Annotated in this window: 22 protein-coding genes; 19 read left to right on the top strand and 3 right to left on the bottom strand. The window is 47.7% G+C overall.

Annotated features, from left to right (window positions below):
• Nucleotides 1-52: 52 nt before the first annotated feature.
• The 4 genes from typA to EJP77_RS05345 all read left to right on the top strand — a co-directional run bounded on the left by typA (nucleotide 53) and on the right by EJP77_RS05345 (nucleotide 3,713).
• Nucleotides 53-1,894 carry a translational GTPase TypA gene (gene typA / locus EJP77_RS05360; protein WP_127198096.1) on the top strand — a complete coding sequence of 614 codons (1,842 nt, stop codon included), beginning with the start codon at nucleotides 53-55 and terminating at the stop codon, nucleotides 1,892-1,894.
• A gap of 35 nt (nucleotides 1,895-1,929) precedes the next feature.
• The gene (locus EJP77_RS05355) at nucleotides 1,930-2,241 is read left to right on the top strand and encodes a YlaH-like family protein (RefSeq protein WP_127198095.1); all 312 of its coding nucleotides are present in this window, start codon (nucleotides 1,930-1,932) and stop codon (nucleotides 2,239-2,241) included.
• Nucleotides 2,242-2,267: 26 nt separating this feature from the next.
• Nucleotides 2,268-3,320, top strand: coding sequence for an LCP family protein (locus tag EJP77_RS05350; RefSeq protein WP_127198094.1), 1,053 nt, complete (start codon nucleotides 2,268-2,270; stop codon nucleotides 3,318-3,320).
• A 153-nt stretch (nucleotides 3,321-3,473) separates the two neighbouring features.
• On the top strand, nucleotides 3,474-3,713 hold the full coding sequence (locus EJP77_RS05345; RefSeq protein ID WP_127198093.1) for a hypothetical protein: 240 nt from the start codon (nucleotides 3,474-3,476) through the stop codon (nucleotides 3,711-3,713).
• Here EJP77_RS05345 and EJP77_RS05340 read toward each other — a convergent pair.
• On the bottom strand, nucleotides 3,700-4,407 hold the full coding sequence (locus EJP77_RS05340) for a YhcN/YlaJ family sporulation lipoprotein (RefSeq protein WP_127198092.1): 708 nt from the start codon (nucleotides 4,405-4,407) through the stop codon (nucleotides 3,700-3,702). The genes EJP77_RS05345 and EJP77_RS05340 overlap by 14 nt on opposite strands.
• Nucleotides 4,408-4,518: 111 nt before the next feature.
• Here EJP77_RS05340 and EJP77_RS05335 point away from each other — a divergent pair, with 111 nt between their 5' ends.
• Complete coding sequence (locus EJP77_RS05335) at nucleotides 4,519-5,850, top strand: PhoH family protein (RefSeq protein WP_127198091.1); 1,332 nt, start codon at nucleotides 4,519-4,521, stop codon at nucleotides 5,848-5,850.
• 148 nt (nucleotides 5,851-5,998) lie between these two features.
• The gene (locus tag EJP77_RS05330; protein ID WP_127198090.1) at nucleotides 5,999-7,276 is read left to right on the top strand and encodes an extracellular solute-binding protein; all 1,278 of its coding nucleotides are present in this window, start codon (nucleotides 5,999-6,001) and stop codon (nucleotides 7,274-7,276) included.
• On the opposite strand, the gene EJP77_RS05325 is transcribed toward EJP77_RS05330, so the two are convergent.
• Both EJP77_RS05325 and EJP77_RS05320 read right to left on the bottom strand, forming a co-directional pair.
• The gene (locus tag EJP77_RS05325; protein WP_127198089.1) at nucleotides 7,273-8,355 is read right to left on the bottom strand and encodes a coiled-coil domain-containing protein; all 1,083 of its coding nucleotides are present in this window, start codon (nucleotides 8,353-8,355) and stop codon (nucleotides 7,273-7,275) included. The genes EJP77_RS05330 and EJP77_RS05325 overlap by 4 nt on opposite strands.
• Nucleotides 8,356-8,509: 154 nt before the next feature.
• Nucleotides 8,510-8,746, bottom strand: coding sequence for a DUF2626 family protein (locus tag EJP77_RS05320; RefSeq protein WP_068616319.1), 237 nt, complete (start codon nucleotides 8,744-8,746; stop codon nucleotides 8,510-8,512).
• A gap of 294 nt (nucleotides 8,747-9,040) precedes the next feature.
• On the opposite strand from EJP77_RS05320, the gene EJP77_RS05315 reads away from it, so the two are divergent.
• The 13 genes from EJP77_RS05315 to EJP77_RS05255 all read left to right on the top strand — a co-directional run bounded on the left by EJP77_RS05315 (nucleotide 9,041) and on the right by EJP77_RS05255 (nucleotide 22,317).
• On the top strand, nucleotides 9,041-9,694 hold the full coding sequence (locus EJP77_RS05315) for an RsfA family transcriptional regulator (RefSeq protein WP_127198088.1): 654 nt from the start codon (nucleotides 9,041-9,043) through the stop codon (nucleotides 9,692-9,694).
• A 105-nt stretch (nucleotides 9,695-9,799) separates the two neighbouring features.
• A complete protein-coding gene (locus EJP77_RS05310; RefSeq protein WP_127198087.1) occupies nucleotides 9,800-10,774 on the top strand; it encodes a ketopantoate reductase family protein in 975 nt (324 codons plus the stop codon).
• A 35-nt stretch (nucleotides 10,775-10,809) separates the two neighbouring features.
• Nucleotides 10,810-11,199 carry a DUF3397 domain-containing protein gene (locus EJP77_RS05305; RefSeq protein ID WP_127198086.1) on the top strand — a complete coding sequence of 130 codons (390 nt, stop codon included), beginning with the start codon at nucleotides 10,810-10,812 and terminating at the stop codon, nucleotides 11,197-11,199.
• Between the two features lie 270 nt (nucleotides 11,200-11,469).
• On the top strand, nucleotides 11,470-13,149 hold the full coding sequence (locus EJP77_RS05300; protein WP_127198085.1) for a peptide ABC transporter substrate-binding protein: 1,680 nt from the start codon (nucleotides 11,470-11,472) through the stop codon (nucleotides 13,147-13,149).
• Between the two features lie 167 nt (nucleotides 13,150-13,316).
• Nucleotides 13,317-14,249, top strand: a complete 933-nt coding sequence (locus EJP77_RS05295) for an ABC transporter permease (protein WP_127198084.1) — start codon at nucleotides 13,317-13,319, stop codon at nucleotides 14,247-14,249.
• Between the two features lie 8 nt (nucleotides 14,250-14,257).
• A complete protein-coding gene (locus EJP77_RS05290) occupies nucleotides 14,258-15,205 on the top strand; it encodes an ABC transporter permease (RefSeq protein ID WP_127198327.1) in 948 nt (315 codons plus the stop codon).
• A 14-nt stretch (nucleotides 15,206-15,219) separates the two neighbouring features.
• Entirely contained in the window at nucleotides 15,220-16,215 is a 996-nt protein-coding gene (locus EJP77_RS05285) for an ABC transporter ATP-binding protein (protein WP_127198083.1), read from the top strand.
• Entirely contained in the window at nucleotides 16,212-17,150 is a 939-nt protein-coding gene (locus EJP77_RS05280; RefSeq protein WP_127198082.1) for an ABC transporter ATP-binding protein, read from the top strand. The genes EJP77_RS05285 and EJP77_RS05280 overlap by 4 nt, the downstream gene beginning before the upstream one ends.
• Before the next feature lie 150 nt (nucleotides 17,151-17,300).
• On the top strand, nucleotides 17,301-18,932 hold the full coding sequence (bshC, locus tag EJP77_RS05275; protein WP_127198081.1) for a bacillithiol biosynthesis cysteine-adding enzyme BshC: 1,632 nt from the start codon (nucleotides 17,301-17,303) through the stop codon (nucleotides 18,930-18,932).
• Between the two features lie 34 nt (nucleotides 18,933-18,966).
• Nucleotides 18,967-20,229: an adenosylhomocysteinase gene (locus tag EJP77_RS05270; protein ID WP_127198080.1), complete on the top strand. Its 1,263-nt coding sequence runs from the start codon at nucleotides 18,967-18,969 to the stop codon at nucleotides 20,227-20,229.
• A 199-nt stretch (nucleotides 20,230-20,428) separates the two neighbouring features.
• A complete protein-coding gene (gene mraZ / locus EJP77_RS05265) occupies nucleotides 20,429-20,866 on the top strand; it encodes a division/cell wall cluster transcriptional repressor MraZ (RefSeq protein ID WP_127198079.1) in 438 nt (145 codons plus the stop codon).
• 43 nt (nucleotides 20,867-20,909) lie between these two features.
• Nucleotides 20,910-21,884, top strand: coding sequence for a 16S rRNA (cytosine(1402)-N(4))-methyltransferase RsmH (gene rsmH / locus EJP77_RS05260; protein ID WP_127198078.1), 975 nt, complete (start codon nucleotides 20,910-20,912; stop codon nucleotides 21,882-21,884).
• Nucleotide 21,885: 1 nt separating this feature from the next.
• Nucleotides 21,886-22,317, top strand: a complete 432-nt coding sequence (locus EJP77_RS05255) for an FtsB/FtsL family cell division protein (RefSeq protein WP_185897158.1) — start codon at nucleotides 21,886-21,888, stop codon at nucleotides 22,315-22,317.
• Nucleotides 22,318-22,338 lie beyond the last annotated feature (21 nt).

The raw sequence follows: 22,338 nt of genomic DNA, 5'->3' as shown, positions 1-22,338 counted from the left end.
TCCACAGGAGAAAGAACATTAAATAGAACCAGAAGGGATATGGAGAACAACCATGCATTCTAGAGATCAGATTCGTAATATCGCAATTATTGCCCACGTCGACCACGGCAAAACTACGCTAGTCGACAAGCTGCTTCAACAATCCGGTATTTTCCGGGAGCATGAATCCGTGCAAGAGCGCGCCATGGATTCCAACGATTTGGAGAGAGAACGTGGAATTACCATTTTGGCGAAGAATACGGCCATCACTTACAAGGATTATCTGATTAACATTGTGGATACTCCGGGTCACGCCGATTTCGGTGGTGAGGTTGAACGGATTATGAAAATGGTTGACGGCGTTCTGCTCGTCGTTGACGCTTATGAAGGCTGTATGCCACAGACCAAATTCGTATTGCGCAAAGCCCTTGAGTCAAACCTGACTCCAATCGTTGTCGTGAACAAGATTGACCGCCCAGCTGCACGTCCGGCTGAAGTTATTGATGAAGTTCTTGACTTGTTCATTGAGCTTGGAGCCAATGATGATCAGCTCGAGTTCCCTGTAGTGTACGCTTCTGCATTGAATGGTACATCAAGTTTGGATGCCGAGAAGCAGGATGATAACATGCTTGCCCTGTACGAGACTATTATTGAACACATTCCGTCACCAACCGAGAACGTTGAGCAACCTCTTCAATTCCTGGTTACTTTGATGGATTATAACGAATATCTGGGACGTATCGCGATTGGCCGTGTGAACCGCGGAATTATCCGTGCAGGTCAACAGGTAGCAGTCATGACTCGTGATGGAAGTAAGAAATCTGCTCGCATCGAGAAGCTGTTCGGTTTCCAAGGTCTGCGCCGCGTTGAGACTGAAGAAGCGGGTGCGGGTGATATTGTAGCGATTGCAGGTATCAAGGATATTAACATTGGTGAGACCATTGCAGATCCGAACAATCCGGAAGCTCTTCCCGTTCTTAAGATCGATGAGCCAACCCTGCAAATGACATTCTTGGTTAACAACAGTCCTTTTGCCGGTCGTGAAGGTAAATGGGTTACCTCCCGTAAAATTCGTGAACGTCTCATGAAGGAACTTGAGACAGACGTATCTTTGCGCGTAGATGAAACAGACAGCCCGGATGCATTTATCGTATCTGGACGTGGTGAGCTTCACCTGGGTATCCTTATCGAGAATATGCGCCGTGAAGGATATGAGCTTCAAGTATCCAAGCCGGAAGTTATCGTTAGGGAGATCGATGGTACTAAGATGGAGCCGATCGAACGCCTGATGATTGATGTGCCTGAGGAGAGCATGGGCGCAGTAATGGAGAGCCTGGGTTCACGCAAAGCCGAAATGGTCAATATGATCAATAACGGCAGCGGACAAGTCCGCCTTGAGTTCCTAATCCCGGCTCGTGGTCTGATTGGATATCGTACACATTTCCTTACGCTGACTCGCGGCTATGGAATTATGAACCATGCATTTGACAGCTATGGACCGCTTCATGGCGGCCAAGTAGGCGGTCGTCACGAAGGCGTTCTCGTATCGAGTGAGAACGGCGTATCCACACTTTACGGAATTCTGTCTATTGAGGATCGCGGTATTCTTTTCGTTGAGCCTGGTGCAGAAATTTACGAAGGTATGATCGTCGGTGAACATACACGTGATAACGATATTGTCGTTAACATCTGTAAGGAAAAAGCCGTTAACAACATTCGTTCTGCGAATAAAGAAGAGACTGTTAAGATGAAGACTCCGCGCCTCATGTCACTGGAGCAGGCTTTGGAATATCTTAATGATGATGAATATTGTGAAATCACTCCGAAATCAATCCGGATTCGTAAGAAAATCTTGAATAAGAGTGAACGTGAACGTGCGGAAAAACACCGCAAAAACGCGCAAGCAAGCTTGTAATACCCAGCCGTTTGGCTTAGTGAGGAGGGCGTTCCATGCAGGACTGGTTGTCACATCACCCGTACATTTCCTATGTGATTATCTTTGTACTGGTGGCCTATGTGTATAATAAGGTGTTCCGTGCGCAGCAGAAGCTGCCGCTCTGGAAAGAAGCTATACTGTACGTATTAATGGCGATCGGCTCATTCCTGCTGCTGATCTTTCAGATCGACAAGCTTCCGATCATCCAGTGCCTGCTGGTCGCCGTCGGCTTAATGCTTATGGTGCGGATCCGTTACTTTGTAGAAGCGCGCCAGAAGAAGAAACAGAACAAGGTCCCACCTGCTGAAAAAGCGGGAAGACTATAACTGATAGGAAAAAGGTGTAAAGATTCATGAATCCTAGAACCAGTGGTCTTCCTCCCCGAGAGGGAGGCCAAAGAAAGAAATCAGGTCGCCCTCAAGGCGGCAAGAAGAAGGTGCGTAAGGGCAGGGCTTTTCTGAAGTTCCTCCTTACGCTAATCATTCTCGCAGTGCTTATCGTTGGTGGATATTTCGGCTATTTGTACTGGAAGGTCAATCAGGTTATTGACACAACAGGCACCTCGAAGTCAGTTCCGGCTGAGAAATCGGCCAAGGTGAAACCATTATCGGTTCTGCTTATGGGAACGGATTACCGTCCGGAGACGGGAACCCATTTGACTGACGTCATGATGGTGATCGCATTTAATCCGGACACTAAGTCCGCAACGATTGTCTCTCTGCCGCGGGATACCCGTTTCAAGGCCAAAGGATATGGAACGGGGAAGATCAACTCATTCTACCCGAACATCCTGGCTGAGACGAAGGATCCGATCAAGGCTGGGGACACCATGAAGAAGCTGATGGGAGATTACTTCGATCTAGAGCTTGATTACGTAACCGTTCTTAATTTCCAGGGCTTCCGCGATGTCGTTGATGCACTTAAAGGTGTAGACGTGAACGTGGATATGAACATGTGCTACCGGGATAAGGCAGACGGTACCGATATCAATCTGAAGAAGGGTCCGGCACACTTGGATGGTAAGGATGCACTGGACTATGTACGTTACCGCAAGTCTAACTGTAAGCCAAAGACCAAGGGATCGGATGACTTCGACCGGAACCGCCGTCAGAATGAAGTACTGCATGCTCTAATTGATCAAGCCAAGTCTTTCAATGGAGTTGTGGGTGCCGCGGGTGTGATTGAAGCTGTGGGTAAGAATATGGATACTGACTTTGAGTCCGAACAGCTTAAGGATATGATTGCCACATACTGGAACATATCCAAGGAGAATGTACATTTCATGCCGGTAACAGGTGAGTGGAAGAGCCCTTATGTATACATTAATGATGATGAGCTCACCAAAGCCAAGAAGGCCCTTCAGGATGAAATGGCGGGCAAGGTTACACAGGCAGTTACCAATTGAATGCAAGTTTTGACTCGTGTTATAATATAAATAAGTATAAGTAATGAACCAAGTGAACTCCTTGGTACATTACTTAGTAGAATGATTAACCTTAGATATAAATTCTAAGTTATTCATTCAAGACCGATTCAACTGTACGGGGGGTCTGGCCGAATGGGAGAAGCTGTGTTGTTGAATCTAATCGATGAGATGACGGGTATGCAAGCTCCGTTTCAAGCTGAGCGCTATGTGCTTTGTTATGCGCAGCCGACTTCTAATACAGTATGTATGAATGAATCTAATATTAGTGCTGCAGACTTGCCAGACGGACAAGTGTGCATCCATGTAGAAAAGCCCAGTGAGAACCCTCACCGGGCTTTTTCTGTTCTTTTGGGACAATCTACCTTGAAGTAGATGGCGGTGCTTGCTGGCTCTTGTTCTGTGGATGAACAGCTTTATTATGGTTCTGTAATTTGGTTGGTTCTCCAGTGCCTTTGCTGGCCGGCCCCGGTCCGTTATTAACAGGTGGTCTTACATCCTTGGGCATTTGGGGAATAATGCGTCCAATGATATCGGAAAGTTCATTGCCGAATCCTGATAAAGGGTGCCCTTGGCGCACGCTCTGACTGATATCTGAAATTCGGTGTGATAAATCGATATCTGCGGTAACTATCGCGTTCTTCCCGTGCGGGTCCTTACGGAGTGCTTCTGCAGCAGAGTATTTAATTGTACCTACTCTGGAACGATCCAGGTTGCCATCGACGTCAAGCCCCACAACGGCGGTATCCCCAATCAGGACACAGGATGCATTTTTAACTCCTGGAACCCGCTTGGCAATGGATTCGAGGTGTGCCTGTAGAGACTGCTGACCTGTTTGGCCCTGCTGATTATTTTGAGTATGTTGGCCCTGCAGATTATTTTGGTTATACTGGCCCTGTTGGTTCTGTCCCGCCCGATTCATATGTGCTCTTCCCGTTTGATCATTGCTTAGTATGCGCGGATTACTTCCCTTTTGACTCTGAGGAGAGGGTGATGCATGTTTATTAGCTGCAGTTCCACAGCTTGATAGCAGTAATGCCGTTAATATTAGACACAGCCATGTTCGCATGAATGTTCCTTCCTTTCGGGTAATTCGGTTTGTAATGTTAGGCTACCCGGGCCGGAGAAAAATATGTATGTGAATGAAAAGGCTGCAAAGACCGCGGTGGAGGGGATAGCTATGAAGAAAATATTTGTCCTGGATACGAATGTGTTACTGCATGAACCCAATGCGATTTTTGCTTTTGAAGAACATGAGGTTGTTATTCCTGCCGTTGTGTTGGAGGAGATCGATTCCAAGAAACGTAACCCGGAAGAAATCGGAAGAAATGCCCGTGTAGTATCTCGGCTGCTTGATGGGCTTCGAGAGAAAGGACATTTGCACAACGGAATTGAACTTGACCACGGTGGAAGGCTGAAGGTTGAACTTAACCATAGAAGCTTCGTCAAGGTACAAGAAATGTTCGGCGAAGTAACGAATGACAATCGCATTTTGGCGGTAGCATTAAATTACCATTTGGAGGAACTGGAGACCGCCAGTCCGAGATCTGTTGTCCTGGTAAGTAAAGATGTGCTGGTGCGAATCAAAGCGGATGTGCTGGGGTTAACTACACAAGATTATTTATCAGACCGGACGGCAGGTCCTGGTGATCTCTATTCAGGCTATTCAAATATTAAAGTTCATCCTTCTATCATAGATGAGTTCTATACCTATCGATCCTTACAGATTAAGCCGCTGGGACTTAATTTCTCGCTGTATCCGCATGAATTTGTCATTCTCAAAGATGAAATGGGCAGCGGTAAATCGGCACTGCTTAAAGTGAATGAAGATGTAACCCGTCTTGAACCTTTGTATATGAGCAATGAACCGGTCTGGGGAATCAGTGCACGCAATGCCCAGCAGCGGATGGCCCTGGAGCTTCTGCTGAATGATGACATTCCTCTGGTGACCATCACAGGGAAAGCGGGTACCGGGAAGACACTGCTGGCATTAGCAGCAGGGCTCCTCAAGACAGAAGACGACCACAAGTACAAGAAGCTGTTAATCGCCCGTCCTGTAGTTCCTATGGGTAAGGATATCGGATACCTGCCGGGAGAGAAGGAAGAGAAGCTGCGGCCTTGGATGCAGCCGATCTATGATAACCTGGAGTATCTCTTTGATACCAAGAAGTCAGGCGATATTGATAAAATATTAATGGGTCTCGGAAGCATTCAGGTTGAGGCGCTCACCTATATACGGGGAAGATCCATTCCCGGACAATTCATCATTATTGATGAAGCCCAGAATCTATCCCGCCATGAAGTGAAGACCATTGTGTCCCGGGTGGGAGAGGGCAGTAAAATTGTCCTGATGGGTGATCCTGAACAAATTGATCATCCTTATCTGGATTCGGTCAGCAATGGACTTTCTTATTTGGTCGAACGCTTCCAGAAGGAAGGTATAAGTGGTCATATTACGCTCGAAAAGGGAGAACGTTCCAAGTTGGCACAGGTTGCTGCTGACCTGCTTTAGTTATGAAGACCGCCGCTGATTAGCTCAGCGGCGGTCTGTTTTATATATACCAGAAGAAGCGGTTTGCCAATTAATAGGGACAAAGACGCAGGGAATTTGTTACAATATTCATGAAGGTTACTATAAGGCACGAGAGGGAGTTCGGGTTGTGAAGCAGAAAAACCAATGGGTGCTTTTTGCCGTCCTGCTGTTGGCCTTGATCAGCTTGTCTCCTGGTGAAGACGCAGCAATTCCCCAGCCAGACCGGCAGACGGGGATTAGTATTACTCCTCAGCCCAAGCAAAAGACGGAGAAAGAGGTCGGTAACATCAAGGTTGCCGTATCGATGACACCCGAAGAGTTTGAATGGCTGAATCACATCAATCAATCGTTCATGGAAGAGCATCATGTACAAGTAGAGCTTGCTAATATTGCTGAGAAGGATGCCTATCATACTTTTAAGAATAGCCTAGATATGGGCGAAGCTCCTGACGTCCTACTGATGGACAATGCCTGGATCAGGGAGTTCGCTTCTTCCGGCTTCCTGCTGCCCGTAGAGGCCTACTATTCGGGCCAGGCCGGAGCCGATTCGCTGAGTAATTCAGTTAGTCAGAATACGTGGAACGGTTATGTATGGGGCGTTCCTAAGGACTATGATCCCTATGTCGTTGTCTATAACCGTGCACGGCTGCAGGACTTGGGTTACACCCAGCTTCCCCAAACCTCCGGGGAATGGTCAGGTCTGCTCGCCAGCTATAATAAGAACAATCGTATTCCCTATTTGGCTGCCCTAGACCCAAGTGATGCTTATGCAGTCATTTCATTACTGTGGAGAATGGGTGGAACACCCGGTGATGGAAAGGGGAACGGATTTACACTGACGGCAGATATGAAGGCGGCTTTTCAGCAAATTCAGGAAATGAAATCAAAGTTCTATCTAGTTAATGGAGATAGTACGGAAGAACAGCTGACCCGGAAGCGGCTGGAGCGGGGAGAAATTCTCTTTTATGTAACTAAAGCCTCGTCATTTAATGGGGAGCTCAGTCCGTCGATTGAGATGGAGAAGCCTTCATCCCAGTATGACGCACATGTACTCTGGCTTAAGGGCAGAAGCTTCTGCTTAACCGCCCAGAGCCGGAATGCGAAGACAGCGAACGCCTGGATTTCTGAGATTACTTCCTCCAAGCAGCAGGCTTCCGCTTACCGTGAGGAGGGGAAGCTTCCAACAATGAAAACCTTATACAATCAACCTGATTTGAAGGAGTTGCTGCCATGGATCTCGGCCATTCAGTCGAAAGGCCGTATCGGTTCTGCCCCTGTAGATGTCAAATTGCCGGATTACATTAACCGGCTATCTTCTAACGCTGTGGCATATCTGACCGGAACAGGCAGCCTGAAATCATTTATGGTCTCATTCGAGCATCTCGGTCAACTGGCTCGCCCTTAGAGGGCGAGCTTTAATTTTATAATGAGAAGTCCTTTTTGCAGCGTAACTTCATTGGCTTCTACTAACGGGATGATTAATTTGGGGTAGAATCCAAGGTCGAAGTCTTCCTCCAGCTCACGGCAGGTGGTATCAGGCAGCACGAGTCCATTAAATACTAGTTTGTCCACATGGAATTGAATGGAGTTCTGCGGCTCATTCTCAATTGTATAGTGCCCCTCAACCCTTAGCTGTAAGGAGTCCCGTTTCCCCTCGGCAATGATCCTGCCATCTTCGAAGGTGAAGGCGAAATTATTAAAGATTTCATTCTCGGATCTAAGGAATGCATTCAAATCTTCCTGCTTGATCGAGATCGTATAGTTCGTTCCGGAGGCGGTGATGCTGTTCCCATTGTTCTTCAGGAATTCGGGCAGATCCACCATGGCTTCCGCGAGTGCTTTGAAGTGTCGTCTAACCTCAAATAGTCCGACATTGTTCCAATAGGCATTCATCTCTTCCATAAGCGCTTTAAGTTTCTCTGCATCAGAACTTCCCTTCAGGGAGCTGTTAACACTAGCCTGCAGCTCACTTACACGCTCCCGCTGAAGCAGAAGGTTGTTCTTAAGTTCAGTGAGCTCAGCAAGCAGCTGGCTCTGCTTGTCTCTGGTATCCATAAGATTTCGATAGGCTTCCTGGTAGTCATTTAGAATATCGCGATCCCTCTCAAAAATCATATCAATGATATCGAGTACGGAAATGAAATCACTGATGCTCTCGGTAGATAGGAGCGCTCCGAGTAAGTCCTCTCTCTCACCCATATAATATGCACGAATTCGATCATCTGTCTGAGATTGGCTGGCAGAGATTTGGGCCTGCTTGGCTTCCAGCTCCCCAGAGAGCATGTCCAATTTGGACTGAGCCTGCGTTTTCAGACCTTCCGTCTTTTTGATTTCCCGGTCAATCTCGACAATAGACAGGCTTTTCTCTAGAAGCTTTCGAGTCTCTTCAGATAGAGGATCTTCTGCATAGGCACGATAGGGGAAGAGAATAATGACAGTGCAGACCATCAGCAGGCAGCAGCTTAAAAAACAACGGCGTAGCAATAAAATCCTCTCCTTAATTAACCTACATATGTAATAGCTTCGTGAAGTATATATGATTATATATTTACCCGAATCATAATAGATGTCTTTTAACGAAAAAAAAATGACCCGGCAGCTGCCGAGTCACCCTTTTGTTGGTTGGAACCATAGCCGATTAAAGCGGCAAGCCCATTTTGAATACCGTCCAGTAGCTAAAGCCGGTAAATGTGACGATCATGTATCCCCAGAAGAGCAAGATATATGTTCTTTCTGTAAATTTCAAATACCCGAAAATAACAAAAAAGGCAGTTTGCAAGAAGAACAGCAGGGCCATTTCGATCAAGTTGCCGGCATAAGCCATTAGCCCGATGGCTAGTGTGAAGAAACCAAGCACCCGGAACATGCGTGCCATGATTTATCCCCCTCTCGTATGTATGTAAGCGACCTCAATTTAATAACTACATTATACCCGGAATGTATTAGTGTGTAAACGAGAAGTATGATTAATTAAGAGTTTGTGTTATTAGGGTCATCAGGTATGACAAGCTAGATTTTTGGAAATACATTTTAGTATCAAATAGATTCTATGAACTCTACGAGAGGCATAGAAATGGATTAAGCAGCTTTTTTACCTTATTCAGGCCGCCGGGAAATCCGGTTTATGAAGACGGTTATATCAGGATGTCGTTAGGAGGGTTTGTATCGCATGACAGCAGTAAGACAGGATGCATGGAGCGCTGAAGATGACTTGATATTGGCTGAGGTCACGCTGCGCCATATTCGTGAGGGCAGCACACAGCTAACCGCGTTTGAAGAGGTTGGGGAGAAGATAGCAAGAACCCCCGCCGCCTGCGGATTTAGATGGAACAGCTGTGTCCGTAAAAAATATGAAGCCGCTATTCAGATTGCCAAGGCGCAGCGCCAAAAAAGAAATTATTTAAAGAAACAGTCACCTTTAATGGGTGGGAGCAGTATGGCATCTCTAACATCCATAGATTTGGAAGAAGGGCTGTACAAGAGTGAAGGTGTAACTGAAGAGACCCTTTCTATTGACGCGGTTATCCGCTTCTTAAGACAGTGGAAGAACACGGTTCAAGAAAGCAGCCGTCATATGAGATCTTTAGAGAAGAAGATCCGGGATAAGGAAGAGGAGAATGCAGCATTAAGAGAAGAGAATCGCAGATTGTCACTTCAAGTAAATGAAGTACAGACAGACTACCGGGTAGTCAATGATGATTATAAGGCTTTGATTCAGATTATGGACCGGGCACGCCGGCTTGCATTTCTCAATGAGGAAGATGAAGAATCGAAATCCCGGTTTAAAATGGATGCAAATGGAAATTTGGAGCGTATTGAATAGTGAATGTGCTTTTTAGAATAGAACTAATCCCCGGTCTGTGAGGTCGGGGGTTTTTTTATGGTATAAAAGAATGTAGATAAACTTGCTCAAAGTGAGGGAATAGGGATGAGAATAGAGATTGTAGGCGCAGGAGCGCTGGGTTTGATGTTCGGAGCTGCGCTGTCTGCAGCAGGGGAGGAAGTGCGTTTCTGGACTCGTACTTCCGAGCAGGCCCGGGAACTGAGCAGGAACGGAATCCGGCTCATTATGGAAGGTGGACAAGAAGAGCTCATACCAGCTGACCTTTTCGAAGTGGAAAGTGCCAGAAATATGGACAAGGCGTGCAGCTATAAGTTCAATGCAGATTGGATTCTCGTGACAACGAAGCAGCGGCATATGAATGACTGTCTACACTCGCAACTGCGGACACTCCTTGGACCTAGAACAGATATAGTATGTTTCCAGAATGGGGTGGGGCATATTGAACGGCTTGGTGAGGCGCTGGGAGGGCAAAAGGTTCTAGCAGCACTGACTACCGAGGGGGCCCGGAAAGAGGGGGATTATACCATCTACCGTGCCGGGTCAGGGCAGACAAGATTAGGTTTGACGGGGATGCATGACGGGGCAGAGCAGTTGAGGGAAAAAGCTGAAAATTTAGCCTCACGCCTGTCCGTGGCAGGATTTCCCTCCATATTGTCGAATGACATCGATAAGGAAATTTATCGCAAGCTTCTGATTAATGCAGCCATTAATCCTTTGACTGCAATATGGAGAGTCCATAATGGGGAATTGCTTGCTTCTACAGAGCGGAGAGCCTTGCTGGCTAGTCTGATTGAGGAGATTTTACAAATTTATAATCACTATGGAATTACATATGATGCTGATATCCAGGACCAAGTCACTCAGGTATGCCGCTCTACGGCGAATAACATGTCCTCCATGCTGAAGGATGTTTTGGCTGGTCAGGTCACGGAAGTGAACAGCATAAATGGCCACCTGGTGAGGATGGCTCGTGAGAAAGAAATAGAGGTACCCGCTCTGGAGATGGTCTGGCGGCTAGTTGCTTCCATGACGATCGAAGCCGAGGAGCCTATAACTTAAATTGAGCAAGTTCAAATTATGTGGAGGTGGAAGATGTGAATATACTGCTCGCTCCGTTTATCTTTTTCAGTGCTGTGCCCATTGTTCCTTTCCTGCTCGTATATATGATTCATTATATCTGGAATGGGAGAAGGGATCGGAGGAAATCCTTACTGCTGGCTGTAGATGTTACCACCGTCTTTCTTATCTTATCCGTCTCCGCCTTGTTCAAATTAATCTTTGCCTCAGGGTTCGGTTTCTATTTGATTGTGCTGCTGCTTCTGATCCTTGGAGGATTGATTGGAGGAGCCCAGAATCGGATGAAAGGGCAGGTGGATGTCAAAAGATTGGTTCGTGCGGTGTGGAGGTTAGCGTTTCTGGCAGCCGGGTTTGCCTATATTATTTTTGTAATTGTTGGTTTCTTTCCATACATATTAGGGGTGTAACAGAGACATACTTAATTTAGCATCACAACGCATAAGATGTAATTGAAAACCAATCATTACATTTCAAACAGAACTTTCATAAAAATGTGATTTCCTGCTCGGTTATTGAAAAAAACCAATAAACATAAGCATATTTCTTAGTGAATATGCTTTTTGTTTTATTTAAATCAGAGGGGAGAGGCAGGAATTCCCATTGTGATTTTTTGACCAATGGTTGTATAATCGAGTACACACATACCAACATACCAACATTGTAAGGGAGACAGCTAGATGAACAGAAAGAAATTATTGGTTCTTGTAACACTATTGCTTGCACTCAGCACCGTTCTAGCCGCCTGTGGTCAGAATAATGGTAATGCTGGTTCAACTAACCAGGGCAATGCAGGGACCCAAAGCGACAAGCTCGCAGCAGATCAAACGTTCCATATCAACCTGGCTTCCGAGCCGCCAACGTTAGATCCAGCTCAATCGCAGGATAACGTATCCAGCGCGGTGCTTAGAACATTGTTCGAAGGCTTGACGCTTAAGGATAAAGACGGCAACATCGTTCCAGGTGTGGCTGAGAAATGGGAACAAAAGGGTAAGGAATACACCTTCCACCTTCGTTCAGATGCAAAATGGAGCAATGGTGATCCTGTAACCGCAAAAGATTTCGAGTTCGCTTGGAAGCGTGTGCTTGACCCGGCAACGGTTCCAGCTCCTCCGTACGCTTACCAACTGTATTACATCAAGAATGCGCAAGCTTACAATGAGAAGAAGATCACTGACGCCAGTCAAGTTGGCGTGAAAGCGGTTGATGATAAGACACTGAAGGTAACGCTTGAGAATGAAACCCCTTATTTCCTGGGACTTACTTCATTCACAACCTACTACCCCGTGCATCAATCTGTGAAGAACAATCCAAAATGGGCTGCCGATCCAAGTACGCTGATCTCCAACGGACCCTTCAAGCTAACAACTTGGACAACTGGACAAGCTCTTGAAGTGGAGAAGAGTGACAAGTATTGGGACGCGAAGAACATTACTTTGAATAAAATCACGGCTTCAATCGTAGACCAAGCAGCTACAGAAGTGAGCAGCTATAAGAGCGGTCAGCTTGATCTTGCAGGACAGCCTATCGGCGAGATTCCTACAGATCAGATCGCTTCCCTCAAATCCGAGGTTCCGAATGAATTGACGATTAAGGGGATTGCATCCACTTACTACTACCTGTTCAATACAACAACAAAACCTTTTGATAACGTAAAAATCCGTCAAGCGTTCACTAAAGCAATCAACCGTCAAGCGCTGATTGACAACGTAACTCTGGCTAACCAGCTTCCTGCCTTCGGTCTTGTGCCTCCCGGCATCAAAGGCGTAGACAAAGCATACCGTGAAGAGAATCCGGATACCGTATATGGCAAGGAAGATGCTAATGAAGCTAAGACGCTTCTTACCGAAGGTCTGAAAGAATCTGGCCTGACCAAGCTTCCTAAGATTACTCTGATCTATAACACGAACGATAACCACAAGAAGCTGGCTTTGGCTATTGTGGATATGTGGAAACAGACCCTGGGCGCTGAAGTAACTGTTCAGAACCAGGAGTGGGGTGTGTTCCTGCAGAACCGCCGCAACCTGAACTACCAAGTAGCACGTGCCGGCTTCGGTGCGGACTATGATGATCCGATGACATTCATTGACATGTTCACTTCAACTAGTGGTAATAATGATACTGGCTTCAAGAATGCTGAATATGACAAGCTGGTTAAAGAAGCATACTCCAGCAACGATAACAAAGCACGCAATGCTGCAATGAAGAAGGCGGAAGATATTCTGATTAAAGACAACCAGGTTATCCTTCCGATCTACTACTACACGAACATTCAACTGGTTAAGCCATACGTGAAAGACGTAATTGTAGACTATGCAGGTCAGCTTGATATTACACGCGTTAAACTGATGGAACATTAATAGTAATCTTCTGTAACCGGATGATTGCTTCGGGGTGTATATGTGAGGACCGGGTTCCTCCATATATATCCCGATTTTTTGTGTAAAGGGGATTTTACCATATCTTGTTTCCTTTGGAGAAGTTATAGAGGGAATGGATAACACAGACAGATTGGGGTGAAGGCTGTATGGTTCGGTACATTACCAGTAAATTTCTATATATGTTAGTTTCTTTGCTCATTCTTATTACGGCGACCTTTTTCTTGATGAAAGCTATTCCCGGTAACCCGTTTATGTCGGAAAAGCAGGTGCCCCCGCAAATCAGGGAACGTTTGATGGAACAATACGGTCTCGATAAGCCGGTTATCGTACAGTATGGACAATATTTGAAGAATATTGCCCAAGGTGACTTCGGGATATCCATGAAGATGCAGAACAAAGAGGTAACCGGGCTGATCACGGATACGTTTGGCGCTTCCCTGAAGCTGGGGTTGGTTGCTATTGTTGTATCTCTAGTTGTAGGTGTGCTGCTAGGTCTCCTGGCTGCACTCTATCACCGGAGACTGATTGATAATGTGGCCATGGTCCTTGCTGTGCTGGGAATTGCGGTTCCAAGCTTCGTGGTGGCGTCCATGCTGCAGTTCGTTTTTGCTCAAAAGGCAGGTATCTTCAATGTTATGGGATTCAATGGACCACTTGATTATGTTCTGCCTGTGGCTGCTCTTGCAGCACAGCCGATTGCCTTCATAGCCCGGTTGACCCGTTCAAGCATGCTAGAGGTGCTTCATGCGGACTATATCAAGACAGCCAGAGCCAAAGGGCTTAACTGGATGACGATTCTGTTCAGGCACGTGGTTAGAAACGGGATTCTGCCCGTAATCACGTATCTGGGTCCGATGACAGCCAACATCATTACAGGCTCCGTCGTAATAGAACAGATCTTCGGAATTGGGGGTCTCGGGAAAGTCTTTGTCTCAAGCATTAGCAACCGTGACTATACCCTGATCATGGGCGTAACCATCTTTTATGGCGTCATTCTGATGCTTGCCCGTTTCTTGACTGATATTGCATATGTGTTCGTAGATCCACGAATTAAACTGACGAACAGAAAGGAGGGCTAACCTTGAGCGTGAAAAATGAATTGATTCCTCAGGCTTCAGCTGCCAATTTGACACCGGAAGACTTCCGGCAAATCGGAGTGGACGAGAAGCAGTCCGAAGTCATTCAGCGTGAAAGCCTCTCCGCTTGGCGTGATTCCTGGGAACGGCTGCGTTCCAACAAGCTTGCGATGGCCGGCCTGATTGTTATGGCGCTTGTGGTCATTATGGCCTTTATCGGACCGATGATTTCCAAGTTTGATTATCAGACGAATGACCTTATGAATACCAATAAGCCACCGAACTCAGTTCACTGGTTCGGCACGGATGATCTTGGCCGTGATATGTTCGTGCGTACCTGGATGGGGGCGCGGATCTCTTTGGTCGTCGGCCTTGCAGCAGCTTTAATTGACGTTATGATTGGTGTTATTTATGGCGGTATCATGGGATATTTCGGCGGTCGTGTGGATGAGATCATGAACAAATTCGCTGAAATTCTGTACTCTATTCCTTATCTGTTGGTTACGATTCTGCTGCTCGTTGTATTTGAACCGAGTCTGGGCACCATTATTCTGGCTCTGACCATTACAGGCTGGATCAATATGTCCTGGATTGTCCGCGGTGAGATTATGCAGCTCAAGAACAGAGAATATGTACTGGCCTCCCGTTCCATGGGAGCGGGCTCTGGACGGCTCTTGTTCCGTCATCTGCTTCCGAATGCGATGGGGCCGATCATCGTTACCTTAACTCTATCGGTACCCAATGCAATTTTCTCTGAAGCATTCCTGAGTTACCTGGGTCTTGGTGTACAGGAGCCCGTAGCTTCGCTCGGTTCGATGATCAGCTCCTCCCTGTCGGGCTGGATGCTGTATCCTTGGCGGATGCTGTTCCCTGCTCTATTAATCAGCTTAACTATGCTCGCATTTAACATATTTGGTGACGGTCTGCGTGACGCACTTGATCCTAAACTCAAAAAATAGGGGGTGAGACTAGTATGGAATCCATTTTAGAAGTAAAAGATCTTCACGTGTCCTTTTCTGTCCGCGGTGGTGAAGTCAAGGCTGTTCGAGGCGTGAACTTCACGGTAGGCAAAGGGGAGACCGTAGCAATTGTAGGTGAGTCAGGGAGCGGCAAGAGCGTTACCGCTCAGACCATTATGAGGCTGATTCCTTCTCCTCCGTCCAAGATTAAGCAGGGCCAGGTGATCTTTAACGGGGAGGATTTGCTTAGCAAGACGAATAAACAAATGGAAGCCATTCGCGGAAAAGATATCGGAATGATCTTTCAGGATCCGATGACTTCCCTGAATCCGACGATCAAAGTAGGTAAGCAGATTACCGAAGGGTTGATCAAGCATCAGAACTTGTCCTTCGCTGAGGCGAAGACACGTGGAGTGGAAATGCTTAAGCTGGTCGGGATCAAAAATGCCGAAGCAAGGTTCAATCAGTATCCGCACGAGTTCTCAGGAGGCATGCGCCAACGGGTTATGATCGCCATTGCTCTAGCCTGCCGCCCGTCGCTATTGATTGCGGATGAGCCTACCACGGCACTGGATGTTACCATACAGGCTCAAATCATCAACGTGATGAAGGATATGCAGGAGAGATTCGGCACTTCCATTATTATGATTACCCATGACCTTGGTGTTGTAGCCGGGATGGCAGACCGGGTTATCGTGATGTATGCTGGGGAAGTCGTTGAGACGGGAACCAGCATGGAGATTTTCAAGAATCCTCAGCATCCTTATACGCGGGGTCTGCTCCGCTCACTCCCAAGAATTGATCAGCGCAAAGATGAGCCGCTTGTCCCGATCATTGGTACACCTCCGGATTTGATCAAGCCGCCGGTTGGATGTCCTTTTGCCGCCCGCTGTGATCATGCCATGAAAGTGTGTGAGCGTATCGATCCGGATCCAACCCATTTGAGCGACACGCATATGTCACGCTGCTGGCTGCAGCATCCGATGGCACAGGAGGTGCAATCTTCATGAGTGGACCGTTAATCGAGGTAGAAGGTCTGAAGAAATATTTCAATCTTGGCAAGGGGAACGTCCTGAAGGCCGTGAACGACATCAGCTTCTCCATTAATGAAGGGGAGACGCTGGGCGTTGTTGGGGAATCGGGCTGCGGTAAGTCCACCGCAGGCCGTACAATTCTTAGATTGTACGAGCCTACGGCAGGAAGCGTCCGGTTTAACGGAACTGATATTTACAAGCTGTCCCCAGGCAAAATGAAGGCGATGCGCCGCGATATGCAGATGATCTTTCAGGATCCTTACGCTTCGCTCAATCCCCGCTTTACGGTAACGGATATCATTGGGGAAGCTCTGGATATCCATAATATGGCCGGAAGCCGGAAGGAACGCAAAAAGCGTGTTGAGGAGCTGCTGGATATGGTCGGATTGAATCCGGACCATGCGACGCGTTACCCGCACGAATTCTCGGGGGGACAGCGTCAGCGTATTGGTATTGCCCGTGCACTAGCAGTCAATCCCAAGTTCATTATTTGTGATGAACCGATTTCGGCGCTGGATGTCTCCATTCAGGCACAAGTTGTTAATCTGCTGCAGGATCTTCAGAAGAAGCTTGGACTGACGTATTTGTTCATTGCCCATGACTTATCCATGGTGAAGCATATCAGCAACCGGGTAGCTGTTATGTATTTGGGTAAAGTGGTCGAGCTTGCTGAAAGTGAAGAGCTGTATGCGAATCCGATGCACCCTTATACGAAAACGCTGCTGTCTGCCATTCCGGTACCCGATCCGGAAGTTGAAGCGAGCAAGCCGCGCATTCTGCTGAATGACACGGGCTCGGGTCCCATTCACTCAGCCAAGGACGGAGCTGCGTCCGGCGATATCTATAACTTGGACAATTCTTCTCTTGTTGAAGTGACCAAGGGACACTGGGTTGCCATACCTAATTCTTAAAAATGGACCGCCGAGGGGGTCATTCCACTGTGAGCAAGACAGTGGTATGATCATAGTCGGCGGTTTTTCTGTTTTCTTTTGACGGAGGAGCTTTAGATTGAGTACAATCAAATAAGGCTAGTTGGGCTACAGACAGGAGGATCACACCCTATGAATATCATATCTGAGCCGCTTCCATCGCAGCAGCCGCTGGCTGAAGCGTTGGTCTCGGACTATGCTGCTGTGCAGCAGTTATATACAGGTGATGCAAGACTGGATGTCAGCTGGATGAACCGGGCAGAGTGGCTGGACCGCTCGGAAGATACCCGCGTGGATCGAAAGGCGGTTGTTGAGCGGCTTCGTCGTTATAACGCTCTGCATAATGCTTCTCCAGAGGTGTCTGCTGCGCTCGATCTGCTGGAACAGCCGGATACGTATGTAGTGACGGGAGGCCAGCAATCTGGGCTATTTACAGGGCCTTCGCTTGTCATCTATAAAGCTATTACGATCATCCAGGCGGCTGCTCACGCTTCCAAGAAGCTGAACAAACCCGTGGTTCCCGTATTCTGGATCGCGGGCGAAGATCATGACTGGGAAGAAGCCAATCATGCTTATGTACTAACTCGTGAGCTTGACGTTACCCGTATCCGGCTTCATAAGAACGATGACAGGCGAACCCAGGTCGGCCAGACGGAGGTTAGTCAGGAATCGTGGAATACGGTTATCGAGAAGCTCTCAGGGGCTCTGCAGGATAGCGAGCACAAGGCCGAGCTACTTGCGGACTTGAGAGCAGACGCTGCCGCTTCCCGAACACTGACCGAGTTTTTTGCCAAGCAGCTTGGCAGGTGGTTCGGCCAGTACGGTCTCATTCTGCTGGATTCCTCGGATAACGGGCTTCGGGAGGTCGAACAGTCCGTCTTTAGACGAATTATTCTGGATAACGACCGATTGGGGCAAGCGTACCGGGAAGCCGCTGATCAGTTGGAGAGCCTTGGCTTTGAGGCCCAGGCGGAAGTGGCTCCAGATGGAGCCAACCTGTTCTACATACATGAAGGAGAACGGCTGCTTCTATTCAAGCGTGAAGGCAGATTTGAGGACCGTAAAGGTCTGATATCTTTCAGCCGGGATGAGCTGCTTGAGCAGGCTGATCTTCATCCTGAACGCTTCAGCAATAATGTGCTGACCCGCCCTCTGATGCAGGATTCACTTCTGCCTGTTCTGGGAACCGTGCTCGGGGCAGGAGAGATCGCCTATTGGGGCCTTACAGGAAGAGCCTTTACAGCTATGGGCCTCCAAATGCCAATTCTGCTGCCGAGAATGTCATTTACGATGACGGATTCAGCCGTACAGAAGTATATGACTAAATACGAACTTTCTTTTGAAGATGTCAAAGATAGAATGGCTGACAAGAGAGAAGCCTGGCTTGCGGGTCAAGTGGATATGGACGTGGATGGCCGATTCGATGAGGTCATCCAATCTTTCGAAGCCTTGTACGAACCTTTGATCGAAGAGATCGGGACAGTTAGACGCGGACTTCTGAAGTTGGGTGCTGCCAATAAGGAGAAGATCAGGGAACAGATTGAATTTTTGCGTCAGCGAACCCTGGGAGCCTTGGAGGAAGCCCATGCGGCGGCCTTGAAGCAGTGGGAGTGTATAGGGCTTACTCTGTTCCCTATGGATAAGCCGCAGGAGCGGGTTCTAAATGCATATTATTACTTGAATAAGTACGGGCAAGAGTGGGTGCATGAGCTGCTGCAAATTCCTTACGAAATTACAGGTGGACACCGAATTATAGAGCTTTAGCTCAACGAAAGAAATTAGTGGAGGTAGTGGACCAATGAGTACACAAGCTGTTCAGAATAGTATTATTACGGATCTTTCATTAGCCCCTGAAGGGCATCTGAAGATCGATTGGGTAGAAGCCCATATGCCTGTCCTTAACCGGGTGCGCAAGCAATTTGAGGTGGAACAGCCGTTCAAAGGTCTGAAGGTATCGATCTGCCTGCATCTGGAGGCGAAGACAGCGTATTTGGCCAAAGTTGTTCAGGCTGGCGGCGCGGAAGTTACCATTACGGGAAGCAATCCGCTATCTACACAGGATGATGTGTGTGCGGCCTTGGTGGAAGACGGTATTACCGTGTTCGCCAAATACAACCCCGAGCCGGAGGAGTTCAAGCAGCTGATTGTTAAAGCGCTCGAGACCAAGCCAGATCTCATTATCGATGACGGAAGTGATTTCGCATCGGTTCTACACGGAGAGCGTCCTGACCTGCTGGAGACAATCCGCGGCGGAGCAGAGGAGACCACAACAGGGATTATTCGTCTGAAGGCACTAGAGAAAGAGGGAACTCTCAAATTCCCGATGGTTGCCGTGAACGATGCTTACTGTAAATACCTGTTCGATAATCGCTATGGTACCGGCCAATCCGCTTGGGACGGCCTGATTCGTACGACCAACCTTGTCGTTGCGGGCAAGACAGTTGTCGTTGTTGGTTATGGCTGGTGCGGTAAAGGTGTCGCTATGCGGGCCAAGGGCCTTGGCGCAAAAGTAGTTGTTACCGAGGTGGATGCCATTCGTGCGGTTGAAGCCCATATGGACGGCTTCGACGTTCTGCCTATGATCGAGGCAGCTAAAGTCGGAGACTTCTTCATCACGGTCACCGGCAACAATTCGGTTATCCGCGGAGAACATTATGATGTCATCAAAGATGGGGCAATTCTGTCCAATGCAGGACATTTTGATGTGGAAGTGAACAAGCCTGAACTTGCTGAGCGTGCAGTCTCCATTCGCACCGTTCGTAAGAATATTGAAGAATACAAGTTCAAGGATGGGCGTAAGGTGTACTTGATTGCAGAAGGAAGACTGGTTAATCTTGGTGCTGCGGATGGTCATCCGGCTGAGATCATGGATACTACTTTTGCTCTGCAGGCCCTATCACTGAAATATGTAAATGATCACTATAAAGAAATCGGCAGCGCCGTAGTCAATGTTCCTTATGAGCTTGATGAACAGGTCGCCAGATATAAGCTGGACAGCCTGGGCATTCAGATTGACACCTTGAGTGAAGAGCAGAAGGCCTATCTGGACAGCTGGAAATAACAAATTAAAAGATGTGAGAACTCCCTTCCTGATTGTTCAGGAAGGGAGTTCTGCGTTTGGGACCTAAGTACCGCAATTTACCATTAAATTTTTATCCCCGCTTAGAAGGAGTTTACAATAGTGCGGAGAATAAGTATTATTTATAAGTGGTGGAAAGTGGTGCAAAGTGGGGGAAAGAGGTAAGGAGTGAGCGCATCCAATGTTTATGGGAGAATATCAGCATAGCATTGATGATAAGGGCCGAATTATCATCCCGGCTAAATTTCGCGAACTTCTGGGCACTTCTTTTGTTGTTACCCGCGGACTGGACCAATGTCTGTTCGTATATCCCCAAGATGAATGGGGTGTTATGGAGCAGAAGCTTAAAGCACTGCCACTGATGAAGTCAGATGCACGCGCTTTTACCCGCTTTTTTTTCTCCGGGGCTACTGAATGTGAATGGGACAAGCAGGGAAGGGTAAATTTACCGGCTACTCTCCGGCAGTATGCAAAGCTTGAGAAGGATTGTGTAGTGATTGGTGTATCCAATCGGGTAGAAATTTGGAGCCGCGATACGTGGGAACAGTACTTCCAGCAATCGGAGGATACGTTCAATGAAATTGCGGAGAAGCTGGTTGATTTCAATTTCGAACTATAAAGAGAACATACTATTTATATTCTAGAGTCTGGGGGGCGGCAGCTTGTTTCATCACATCACGGTACTCAAGGAAGAGGCGACAGAAGGGCTGCGCATCAAGCCGGACGGCATTTATGTGGACTGCACCTTAGGTGGCGGAGGCCATAGCTCGGTAATCTTGTCGAAGCTTGGGCCTGGCGGCAGACTGATTGCCTTTGATCAGGATGATTGGGCACACGAGAACGCCAAAGAGAAGCTATCCGATTATGGAGACCAACTTACCTTGGTGAAGAGCAATTTTCGTTATTTGGAAGAGAAACTTAAAGAGTTGGACTGGGTTCCGCAGCAAGGAGGAATCCCGCAGGTTGACGGTATTCTGTATGATCTAGGTGTATCCTCTCCTCAGTTCGATGAGGGCGAACGCGGATTTAGTTACAATGCAGATGCGCCGCTCGATATGCGGATGGACCGTTCCTCGGATCTCACTGCAAGAGAAATTATTAACGAATGGCCGGAGAAGGAAATTGCCCGTATTCTGTTTCAATATGGGGAAGAGAAATTCTCCAGGCGTATCGCCAAGGTCATTGTTGACAGCAGGCAGGAGGCGCCGGTTGAGACCACTGGCCAGCTTGTCGAACTGATTAAGATGGGAATTCCGGCTGCGGCACGCAGAACCGGAGGGCATCCCGCGAAGCGGAGTTTCCAAGCCCTGCGAATTGCCGTAAATGATGAGCTGGGTGCCTTCGAGGACGGGCTGCATCAAGCCGTTCGCTGCACGGCTGCCGGTGGCCGTATTTCGGTGATTACGTTTCACTCACTGGAAGACCGGATCTGCAAGCAAATTTTTGCCGGATATCTAGAGAAATGTACCTGTCCTACGGACTTCCCAATGTGCGTATGCGGAGGGAAGGGAACGCTCAAACTGATTAACCGGAAACCGCTGGTTCCTTCTGAAGAGGAGCTGGCTCATAATCCCCGGGCGCGCTCAGCCAAGCTGCGCGTAGCGGAGAAATTGCAATCTATAGCGGAGGATATCTGATATGGCCTACACACGGGGAAACCTGGCAGTTAAAGAGAAAACGTCCGGACGGGGACAAGCTCAAACTCAAACATTACCTAAATACAAAGAAACGACGAAGGTTGTTACAAGACGCGCACCGCTGCCAGTTAGTGAGAAGCTGCTGTATATTTTTACTGTAGTCTTCTGTGTGGCAGTGGCGAGTCTGCTGACATGGCAGAATGCCAAAGTCTATGATCTGAACTACCAGGTCCACAAAACGGATTACGAAATTTCCGAAGTCAAAAAGAAAATGTCGGCGCTGGAAGTGAAGAGACAGCAATTGGAGCAGGCGGTTCTAAGTACTGCAATGCAGATGGGATACGAGCAGCCTGGTGACAGCGAGAATGAGCCGAGCGGAAGCGCTTCTGCTGCCGGTAAGGATATATCCGGGACGAAGACTGCCCGGAATTAACCGATAAAGATGAGGTTTTGA

The sequence above is a fragment of the Paenibacillus zeisoli genome (genome assembly GCF_003994465.1).
Classification (GTDB): domain Bacteria; phylum Bacillota; class Bacilli; order Paenibacillales; family Paenibacillaceae; genus Fontibacillus; species Fontibacillus zeisoli.
The sequence above is the reverse complement of the archived record's forward strand: the minus strand, read 5'-3'. Positions and strand labels throughout refer to the sequence as shown.